9 protein-coding genes are annotated in these 10,394 nt (G+C 57.7%); 7 read left to right on the top strand and 2 right to left on the bottom strand.

Translation table 11 applies throughout. The annotated features are described in order from the left end of the window. The coding region (locus MVB78_RS01135; protein ID WP_297486936.1) for a hypothetical protein at positions 1 to 298 on the top strand (298 nt) is incomplete at its 5' end. 75 nt (positions 299 to 373) lie between these two features. Here the strand turns inward: MVB78_RS01135 and MVB78_RS01130 are convergent. Next, positions 374 to 1,249: an MEMO1 family protein gene (locus MVB78_RS01130; RefSeq protein WP_297486978.1), complete on the bottom strand. Its 876-nt coding sequence runs from the start codon at positions 1,247 to 1,249 to the stop codon at positions 374 to 376. Between the two features lie 35 nt (positions 1,250 to 1,284). Next, positions 1,285 to 2,349 (bottom strand): pyridoxal-phosphate dependent enzyme, encoded by a 1,065-nt coding sequence (locus MVB78_RS01125; protein WP_297486934.1) that lies wholly within the window; start codon positions 2,347 to 2,349, stop codon positions 1,285 to 1,287. 71 nt (positions 2,350 to 2,420) lie between these two features. On the opposite strand from MVB78_RS01125, the gene udp reads away from it, so the two are divergent. The 6 genes from udp to MVB78_RS01095 all read left to right on the top strand — a co-directional run bounded on the left by udp (position 2,421) and on the right by MVB78_RS01095 (position 10,388). Next, complete coding sequence (gene udp / locus MVB78_RS01120) at positions 2,421 to 3,254, top strand: uridine phosphorylase (protein WP_297486930.1); 834 nt, start codon at positions 2,421 to 2,423, stop codon at positions 3,252 to 3,254. A 1-nt stretch (position 3,255) separates the two neighbouring features. Then, positions 3,256 to 4,317 (top strand): hypothetical protein, encoded by a 1,062-nt coding sequence (locus tag MVB78_RS01115; protein ID WP_297486927.1) that lies wholly within the window; start codon positions 3,256 to 3,258, stop codon positions 4,315 to 4,317. A 65-nt stretch (positions 4,318 to 4,382) separates the two neighbouring features. Further along, entirely contained in the window at positions 4,383 to 5,150 is a 768-nt protein-coding gene (locus MVB78_RS01110; RefSeq protein ID WP_297486924.1) for a hypothetical protein, read from the top strand. A gap of 45 nt (positions 5,151 to 5,195) precedes the next feature. Beyond that, entirely contained in the window at positions 5,196 to 7,706 is a 2,511-nt protein-coding gene (locus MVB78_RS01105) for a CDC48 family AAA ATPase (protein ID WP_297486976.1), read from the top strand. Between the two features lie 104 nt (positions 7,707 to 7,810). Then, positions 7,811 to 8,431, top strand: a complete 621-nt coding sequence (gene psmB / locus MVB78_RS01100) for an archaeal proteasome endopeptidase complex subunit beta (protein ID WP_297486920.1) — start codon at positions 7,811 to 7,813, stop codon at positions 8,429 to 8,431. 10 nt (positions 8,432 to 8,441) lie between these two features. After that, complete coding sequence (locus MVB78_RS01095; protein ID WP_297486917.1) at positions 8,442 to 10,388, top strand: beta-CASP ribonuclease aCPSF1; 1,947 nt, start codon at positions 8,442 to 8,444, stop codon at positions 10,386 to 10,388. Positions 10,389 to 10,394 lie beyond the last annotated feature (6 nt).

Below are 10,394 nucleotides of genomic sequence, written 5' to 3'. Positions count from 1 at the left end.
GATATTCCTGAAGCTGGCCGTAGCGGGTCACCTAACCATATTCGTCACGAGGACGAGGGGGCCGTTCTGGAGCATAATGCCAGGCAAGTGGCTTCTGTGGAGTGCAGTGGGGACGAAGTTGCTGGCAACTCTGATAGCCGCCTACGGCTGGGGAGTCGCGGCTATAGGCTGGAAGTACACGGCCTTTGTCTGGGTATACTGCCTCGCGTGGTTCATCATAGAGGATCTCACAAAGAGGGTCGCTTACAGGTTCTTCAGCTGGGAGGTCAAGCACCAGCGTCACAAGGCGGCCTTCTGACTTAGTTTCCATTTTTCACGTTTACACGTTTATGAAACATGAAAAACCAGCAATACACGAAGGGAGAAAACACCATCACTTCCTCATCACTACGCTCGCGTAGCCAACCACCGCATCGGTTGAGCGACTGACCTCGTAGCTCGTCGTGTAGTGCAAGAGCTCGGCCTCAACCGCTCCAGCGAGGTGGGAGTAGACTATCGCCGTTCCAACGCCACCGGGCCCGCACATCGTGTGCCCCATCTCGCGAAGTTCCCTGAAGAGACCGTCAACGTCGAAGTCAAGGATTCTCCTGATTAGCCTGAAGTCCCACTCCTTGATTCTATGCGGGAGCTCATCGGCTCTAACTCTAAACGGCACGTAGCCATAAACTGGGCCGTAGTGCATGAAGTCCGTGCTGGCTATGACAACAACATCCCTGCCAAGCTCTTTGCTCGCCTCGTAGATGGCCTTTCCGAGTGTTCTCGAAACGTCCTCGTCCTGAATTCCAAGGACTACCGGAACGATTTTGACGTCTTTTTCTGCCTTCTCGGCCAGATACTGGATGAAAGGAACCTGCACCTCTATGGAGTGCTCGTATTTGTGGGCAAGCTCGTCTAAATCAGCTATTCCCGATAGCTTCGCTATGGCCTTTGCCATCTCGGCATCGACCTCTATGCTTCCCAGAGGAGTGAGCCACTCTCCTTCAGGATAGACCGCTATGGGCGAGCCCAATCCGGTGTGGTTGGGCCCCAGGATCACGAAGGTCTCGGGCAGGCCGTTCTCGAAGATTGCCTTGTAGGTCCTGCTGGCTGTGTAACCCGAGAATACGTAACCCGCGTGCGGTGCAACTCCGGCTGTGATTTTCCTCTCGCTTCCTTCCTCGCCCAGGTCGCTGAAAAACTCCTCCAGCATCTCTATGAGACCCTTGTCAGCGGGATAGAAGCTTCCAGCGACTGCGGGATACCTGATCATCTCCCTCACCTCCGCAACATAATCTGCGTCAAAGTTTAAATCCCTTCGGTCATCTTCAGACCCGAGCCCGTGAGGGGTAGCAGAACCCTCGAGCCTTCAGCAATCTCACCGGTCTCAATCAGCTTCCAGAGGGCGGCGAGAACAACGGCCGAGGTGGGCTCAACCAGAAAGCCCGCCCTCTTCAGCCAGCTCAACGCTTCTCTCGTTTCCATATCGTCAACGCTCACGCAGAGGCCGTTGGTTTCCTCTAGAGCGGTTTTCATCTCCCCAAGGCGCGGTGGGTTTGGAATGGCTATGCCATCAGCTAAGTTGTTCTTCAGCGGTGAGCGCTCGCAGAGGCTCTCGTAGCCAGAAGCTTGAACCGCAACTAAGACGGGAGGCCTCGCTATCTCACCCATCCTCTCAAGCTCCTTGAAGCCCTTCCAGAGGCCAAGGAAGAGCGTTCCACTCCCTGTTGGAGCCAAGATATAATCAGGAAGGCCGACCTGCTCGTAAACCTCAAAGGCGACCGTTTTTGTGCCCTCGATGAAGTAGGGGTTGAGCCAGTGGGAGACATAAGCTAAGCCCTCCCTCTCCGCGAACTCTTCGGCCTTGCCGTGGACGGTTATCCTGTCTCCATCGACGAAGTGAAGGGCCGCACCAAGCCTCTGGAGGAGTGAGAGCTTCTCGGGCGTGGCATCGTAGGAGACAAAGATATGTGCTTTTATGCCCGCAGGGAGGGAGTAGAGTGCCATGCTTAAAGCCGCGTTGCCTGAACTGTCGAGGACAATCTCCCTGATTCCTTCCTCCATCAGCTTGGCAATTGTTATCCATGTTCCCCTGTCCTTGAAGGAGCCGCTGGGCTGGAGGTAGTCGAGCTTGAAGAGGGCAGAGATCCCATTGACGTCAAGCGAAACCGCTGGCGTTATCGCTGGAACCGCCGGTGGGAGGTAGTTGCCGCCAACGGGGAGGAAGTTGAGGTAGCGACGCATGTCTAAGTAGGGCAAAAGGTTCCCGAAGAAGTCGTAGCCTTCCCTCTCCACCAGCAGGGTTCCCCCGCAGTCGCACCTCAGGCGAAGGGTCTCGGGATAGGTTTTGCCGCAGCGGGTGCATCTGAGCATGTTCCCAGACTCCAAAGGCTTTTTTAGCCCAACGTTGAGTATACCTCAAAGGAAATAAAAAGGTGGTTGCCATGGGGGATAAGTTCATCTCAGCCGAGAGGCCTCAAACTGAAGAAGGCTACCAGTACCACATAGCCTGCAAGCCCGGCGATGTTTCGAGGTACGTCCTCCTGCCGGGGGATCCGGGGAGGGTTCCCAAGATAAGCTCGCTCTGGGATGAAGCGAGGGAGATAGCCTTCCACCGCGAGTACAGGACACACACGGGCAAATACAAGGGCGTCCCAATAAGCGTCACCTCGACCGGAATAGGAGGCCCTTCGACGGCAATAGCCATTGAGGAGCTTGCCGCGATAGGTGCGGACACCTTCATAAGGGTTGGCTCAACCGGAGCGATACAGCCCGGGATGGAGATAGGAGACCTCATCATAGCCAAAGCCGCCGTTAGACTTGAGGGGACTTCAAAGCAGTACGTCCGCGTTGAGTACCCGGCGGTGGCTGACTTAGAGGTAACTCTGGCTCTCATCGAGGCCGCTGAGACCCTTGGAGTACCCTACCACATCGGCATAACAGCCTCAACCGATAGCTTCTACCTCGGCCAGGGGAGGCCCGGCTTAAACAACTACTTCCCGAGCTTCGCGAGGAACATAATAGACGACCTCAGACAGGCCAACGTGACGAACTTCGAGATGGAGGCGGCGACACTCTACACCCTCGCGAGCATCTACGGGCTAAGGGCGGGCTGCGTCTGCTCGGTCTTTGCGAACAGGGTTACGAACGAGTTTGGAACAAAGGGAGAGAGGGAGGCCGCGATGGTCGCGAGCGAGGCCGTTAAGATACTCCACGAGTGGGACGGGGAGAAGGAGAAAGCTGGAAAGAAGGTCTGGTTCCCGGGCCTGAGGGGTTGATATGGACGAAAGGCTCGTGAAGGTAAGGGAACTGCTCTCGGAGGGAAAGGTTGAGGGGGCCCTCAGCCTTGCGCATTCCATAGGGGATCCCTACTGGAGGGACTACGCCCTGAGGTGGATAGTCCCGGAGCTTGCGAAGGAGGAAGGCGAAAGAGCCCTTGAGGTTGCCGAGGGCATCAGGACGGACTCCATAAGGGACGAGGTTCTGAGGGGCCTTTCATACACTTTTTCCCGGGCGGGGGAGTTCAAGCTCGCGATAAAGGCCGCGTGGAGGATAAAGAGCGACTACCAGAGGAAAAGGGCCCTCTCGCTGATCGCTGAGGCGATAGTGCGGGTCATAGTGGAGAGGGGTGAGGCTGGGGTTAGCCTGAGCGAGCTCGGACTTGAAGAGGAAGACCTGGAGAAGGTGAGCCGCTTCCTACCCCAGGTCAGCGTAAAGGACGGCAGGCTGATGCCCGGTTCGGAGTTGCTCCGCATGAAGGGCGAGGTCATGACCGGTGTTGTGGAGCCTCCGAGAACGCCCTCCTGGTTTCCCCCGGCCGCCCCCCGCGGCGGAGCCAGCCGTGCCTATCTCCTCGACTATCTCATTCTCCTCAGGGACGAGGGCGACGTTGGGGGGCTCCTGAATTGGGCGTCCATCCTCGGTGAGCCCATCAGGGGAGCCCTCCTCGGAGAAGCGGCGGCGCTTTACTCCCGCTTGAACTCCCTCGATGCCCTCGTCTCGCTGTGTCAGGCATTGGGATCCTCCCGCGAGCTCAGGAAAGCGGTGAGGGAGCTCTTCATCAGCGGGCGCGTTGGAGAGGCCTTGGAATGCTCAAAGAAGCTTCCGGCCGAGGAGAGGCTGTTCCTCGCAGGGGAGCTCCTCGAAGGCGGGTTCTTTGAGGAAAAAGCGTTCAGGGAGCTCCTCTGGGACGGAAACTACAAGCTCTCCCTGGCCCTGAAGGCTCTCGCCTTTGAGTTGCTCGAGGAGTCGAGGAGGAGGGGAGACGAGGGGCTCAGGCTCCTCTCCAAGAGGGTCTTTGACTCGGGCGTTAAAGTTAGGTGGGAGGGTTCCCGGCTTTAGCGCGCCTTCCCAGTCCCGCCCTTGGTTTGGAAAAAGTTTTTGAAGGCGGGTGGAGAGTGGGGCACATGCGGGTTGCCGTCATCACCGATGACGTCAGGGTCTACTACATGGTCGTGAAGGCCCTCAAGGCCCAGGGCATAGGCTTCTACAGCCTGAGGCCGGGGGAGAAAATTCCCTTCGATGTGGAGGCCGTTGTCACGGACGAAAGAACCGCACGGAACTTAGATTTTCCGGTCAAGATCGTGGCCCTGGATGAGGGCTTCATAGACGAACTCCTCGCAAGGCTTGAGGGCAGGGAGCGCTTCAAGAGGGTCTGTATAGCGATAGACCCGGGTGAAAGGCCCGGCGTGAGCGTCATCGCTGACAACAGGGTCGTTGAGGTTCACAGGATGAGGAACCCCAGGGACGTTGACCTGATCTTAGAGCTTCTCGGAAGGTACCCATCCGCCCTGATAAAGATAGGCCACGGGGCGAAGAGGTACAGAACCCTGACCTTAAAGGCCCTTGGGGCCGTTTTGGGCTACGATTATCGGGTCGTTCTGGTCAACGAGGCAAGGACGAGCCCGAAGGTTGGAAACACAGATGCACCCGGGCTGAGGGACATAGTGGCCGCCATAAACATAGGCCTCAGGGAGGGCAGGGAGTACTCGATCAGGGAGCTCCTCAACGTTAAGGAGCCCACCAAGCGCGAGCTTGAGTACATAAAGCGCAGGAGCAGGGAGCTGAGTGGCAACATAACGATCTCATCAAGCTTAGCGAGGGAGGTTGCCCTCGGGAACATGACGATTGAGGAGGCCATAGAGAGGCAGAAGAAAGCCCGGGAAAAACGGTGAGGTTTTATACCCCTTTGAACAAGTTCTGAGCGTGAGGTGGTGAAGGTGATATTCAACCGTGAGGAACAGGTCGATGAGATAAAGCTCCGCGTTGCGGAGGCCCTCAAGATGGACGTTGGGAGGGGCATAGTCCGCTTTGATCGCGCTTACCAGAGGAAGCTCGGGGTCAGCACGGGGGACATCGTCGAGCTCGTGGGGACCCGCTCAACGGCAGCTATAGTCGCGAACGCCCACCCCGACGACAGGGGCCTGGACATAATCAGAATGGACGGCTACATAAGGAAGAACGCCGGGGTGAGCATAGGCGACTACGTGACGATACGGAAGGCGGAAGTTAAGGAAGCCAAGAAGGTCGTGCTCGCGCCGGCCCAGAAGGGCGTCATCCTCCAGATACCGGGGGAGATGGTGAAGCAGAACCTCCTCGGGAGGCCGGTTGCAAAGGGTGATATAGTCGTGGCGAGCAGCCGCTCCGAGAGCTACTACGGCGGGAGCCCCCTCGACGACCTGATCAGGGGCATCTTTGAGGCGATGCCGCTGGCCTTCGGTGAGCTCAAGTTCGTTGTCGTGAACACGGTTCCAAAGGGTGTAGTCCAGATAAGCTACAACACCGAGATAGAGGTTCTGCCCCAGTCCGTCGAGGTCATGGAGGAGTCGATCCCGGAGGTCACCTACGAGGACATAGGGGGATTAGAGGACGCGATCCAGAAGATAAGGGAGATGGTCGAGCTCCCGCTCAAGCACCCGGAGCTCTTCGAGCGCCTTGGAATAGAACCGCCGAAGGGAGTCCTCCTCTACGGCCCGCCCGGAACAGGTAAGACCCTACTCGCGAAGGCGGTCGCGAACGAGGCAAACGCGCACTTCATAGCCATAAACGGACCCGAGATAATGAGCAAGTTCTACGGGGAGAGCGAGGAGCGCCTGAGGGACATATTCAAGGAAGCTGAGGAGAACGCGCCGAGCATAATCTTCATTGACGAGATAGACGCGATAGCCCCCAAGAGGGAGGAGGTTGTGGGGGAGGTCGAGAAGCGCGTCGTCTCGCAACTGCTCACCCTGATGGACGGCCTCAAGAGCAGGGGAAAGGTCATCGTGATAGCTGCAACCAACAGGCCAGACGCCCTTGATCCTGCCTTGAGGAGGCCCGGCAGGTTCGACAGGGAGATTGAAGTTGGAGTTCCCGACAAGAACGGCAGGTTTGAGATCCTCCAGATACACACGAGGGGGATGCCGCTCGAACCGGAGTTCGAGAAGGAGGAGGTTCTCCAGGTATTGGACGAGATGAAGGATCGCCTCCGCATTGACCCCGCGGATTTCTCCAGGCTGAAGCTCCAGATTGAGAAGGCCTCCGAGCCCGAGGAGGTAAAGTCCATCCTGAAAGATTACGGGGAGGCCTACTCGGAGGTCAAGGGCAGGCTTATAACCCGGATGTTAGAGAGGATAGCAAACAGAACCCACGGTTTCGTTGGTGCAGATTTAGCAGCCCTCGCGAGGGAGGCCGCGATGGTCGTCCTCAGGAGGCTCATCAGGGAAGGAAAGGTGAGCCCGGAGCACGAGAGAATACCCCCGGAGGTTCTCCAGGAGCTCAGGGTGAGGGAGGAGGACTTCTACGAGGCTTTGAAGATGGTCGAGCCTTCAGCCCTAAGAGAAGTCCTGATCGAAGTCCCAAACGTCCACTGGGACGACATAGGAGGCTTAGAAAACGTCAAACAAGAACTCCGCGAAGCAGTAGAATGGCCCCTGAAATACCCGAAGGCCTTTGAGAGGCTCGGCATAACCCCACCCAAGGGGATACTCCTCTACGGCCCGCCCGGAACAGGTAAGACCCTACTCGCGAAGGCAGTCGCGAACGAGAGTGAAGCCAACTTCATAGCCATCCGCGGGCCCGAAGTGCTGAGCAAGTGGGTCGGGGAAACCGAGAAGAGAATCCGCGAGATCTTCAGGAAGGCCCGCCAGGCGGCCCCAACAGTCGTCTTCATTGACGAGATAGACGCGATAGCCCCTGCGAGGGGGAGCTACGAGGGTTCAAAGTACATAGACACCCTAATTAATCAGCTCCTTACTGAGATGGATGGTATTCAGGAGAACAGTGGTGTTGTGGTGATTGGTGCTACTAACAGGCCGGATATTATAGATCCAGCGCTCCTCAGGCCGGGCAGGTTTGATAGGCTGATCCTTGTTCCCGCTCCTGACGAGAAGGCGAGGCTTGAGATATTTAGGGTGCACACTAGAAAGGTTCCGCTGGCCGAGGATGTGAACCTTGAGGAGCTCGCCAAGAGGACTGAGGGTTACAGCGGCGCTGACATAGAAGCGCTCGTCAGAGAAGCGGCACTGATCGCGATGAGAAGGGCGGCCGCGGCCTCTAAGGAGGACTTTGAAAAGCAGAGCGAGGAGTTCCTTGAGGGTTTGAAGGTCTCGAAGAGGGACTTCGAGCTCGCGATGAAGAAGATCAGGCCGAGCATAACCCCTTACATGCTCGACTACTACCGGAACTTTGAGGAGAGCAGGAAGCAGGTTGGGGGAGGGGAGAGGAAGGGGGTCGACTACTACACCTTCTGACCCTCCCCGTTGAAGCCATGCGGAATGCGAAATCTTTAAATACCCTTTGCCCAATGGCCATTGTGGTTTTTCTGTTCTAACACAGACAGTCAGGGGTGTTACGGTTGAGAGGAGAGCCAACGGCAACGAAGGGCACGACCATCGTTGGTATCGTGTGTAAGGGCGGAACCGTGCTGGCAGCCGATACGAGGGCCACGCTCGGGAGTATGGTAACGTCCGAGCGGGTTACCAAGGTCTTTCAGGTGGACGACCACTTGGCGGTGGCCGGCGCGGGGCTCGTCGGCGATGTACTCGGCCTGGTTAAGGTTCTGAGGGCCGAGGCGAGGCTCTACAGGGCGAAGGTTGGAAGGGAAATGTCGGTGAAGGCGCTTGCCACACTGCTCTCCAACATACTCAATGAGGGCAGGGGCTACGCCTACTTCGCGTGGTTCCTCGTTGGCGGCTACGACTCAAAGCCGGCCCTCTACTCGATAGACGCCGCCGGAGGACTCACGGAGGAGAGGTACGTGGCGGCAGGTTCTGGAATGGAGTTCGCCCTCGCCGTTCTCGAAGAAAACTTCTCCGAGGGCATGGGACTGGACGATGCCGTGAAGCTCGCAGCGAGGGCTCTGAAGGCGGCCATAAAGAGGGACGTCTTCACGGGTGGGAGGATAACCCTCGTTACCATCACAGAGGATGGATACCATGAGATGAAGGGCGAGGAAGTCGAGGCCCTTCTCCAGTGAGGTGGTTATCTTGATCAGGAGGGAGACCTTCGTTGAGGACATACTGCGGGACATAAGGGCCGTTATAGAACAGATAGTGCCGAAAGAAGCCAAGGTCACCGAGGTCGAGTTCGAGGGGCCCGAGCTCGTCATATATGTCAAGAACCCCGAGGCGATAATGAGGGACGGGGATCTGATAAGGAACCTTGCCAAGATACTCAAAAAGCGCATAAGCGTGAGGCCCGACCCGGAGATACTGATTCCCCCGGAGAAGGCCGAGGAAATGATCAAACAGCTCGTCCCCCCCGAGGCGGAGATAACTAACATCAGCTTCGATCCCTCCGTTGGGGAGGTCATAATAGAGGCGAGGAAGCCGGGCCTCGTGATAGGGAAGAACGGTGAGACCCTCCGCACCATAACCCAGAAGGTTCACTGGGCCCCCAAGGCGGTTCGTACGCCTCCGATACAGAGCCAGACCATCTACTCGATAAGGGGCATACTGCAGGCTGAGGCCAGGGACAGGAGGAAGTTCCTGAGGCAGGTGGGCAGGACCATATACCGGAAGCCAGAGTACAAGAGCAGGTGGATAAGGATAACGGGCCTTGGAGGCTTCAGGGAGGTTGGAAGGAGCGCCCTGCTCGTTCAAACGGACGAGAGCTACGTCCTCGTTGACTTCGGCGTTAACATAGCGGCCGCGAGGGATCCGCTCAAGGCATACCCCCACTTCGATGCCCCCGAGTTCCGCTACGTCTTGGACGAAGGGCTGCTCGACGCGATAATAATCACCCACGCGCACCTCGACCACAGCGGCATGCTGCCTTATCTCTTCCGCTACAAGCTCTTCGACGGGCCGATATACACTACGCCGCCGACAAGGGATCTCATGACCCTCCTCCAGCAGGACTTCATCGAGATACAGCACATGAACGGCATCGAGCCCCTCTACCGCCCGAGGGACATAAAGGAGGTCATAAAGCACACAATAACCCTCGACTACGGCGAGGTAAGGGACATCGCCCCCGACATAAGGCTCACCCTCCACAACGCCGGCCACATCCTGGGCTCCGCGATAGTCCACCTCCACATAGGGAACGGCCTCCACAACATCGCCGTTACCGGTGACTTCAAGTTCATACCGACGAGGCTCCTTGAGCCCGCGGTAAGCAGGTTCCCCCGCGTGGAGACCCTCGTTATGGAGTCCACCTACGGCGGGAGCAACGACTACCAGATGCCCCGCGAGGAGGCTGAGAAGAGGCTCATAGAAGTGATCCACCAGACCATCAAGCGCGGTGGGAAGGTTCTTATACCCGCGATGGCCGTTGGGAGGGCCCAGGAGATAATGATGGTTCTGGAAGAGTACGCGAGGATAGGCGGCCTTGAGGCGCCCATCTACCTCGATGGGATGATATGGGAGGCAACCGCCATTCACACGGCCTATCCGGAGTACCTGAGCAGGAGGCTGAGGGAGCAGATATTCCACGAGGGCTACAACCCCTTCCTCAACCCGATATTCAAGAGCGTCGCCAACTCCCGCGAGAGGCAGGACATAATAGACAGCGGTGAACCGGCGATAATCATAGCGACCTCGGGCATGCTCGTCGGAGGGCCGAGCGTGGAGTACTTCAAGCAGCTCGCCCCGGATCCAAGGAACAGCATAATCTTCGTGAGCTACCAGGCTGAGGGAACCCTCGGAAGGCAGGTTCAGAGGGGACCTAAGGAGATACCACTCGTCGGGGAGGACGGCAGGACGGAGGTTGTTCCGGTGAACATGGAGATCCACACAATAGACGGCTTCTCGGGCCACGCCAGCAGAAAGGAGCTCATGAACTACGTCGCCAGGCTGAGGCCGAGGCCGGAGCGCATAATCACCGTCCACGGGGAGCCCCAGAAGTGCCTCGACCTTGCCTCAAGCATCCACAAGAAGTTCAGCCTCTCGACAAGGGCCCCCAACAACCTCGACGCGATAAGGCTCAAGTGAAGCCCT

Origin of the sequence: Thermococcus sp. (assembly GCF_026991495.1) — an archaeon.
Taxonomy (GTDB): domain Archaea; phylum Methanobacteriota_B; class Thermococci; order Thermococcales; family Thermococcaceae; genus Thermococcus.
Note: the sequence above shows the minus strand (reverse complement) of the source record. Positions and strands in the feature narration are given on the sequence as shown.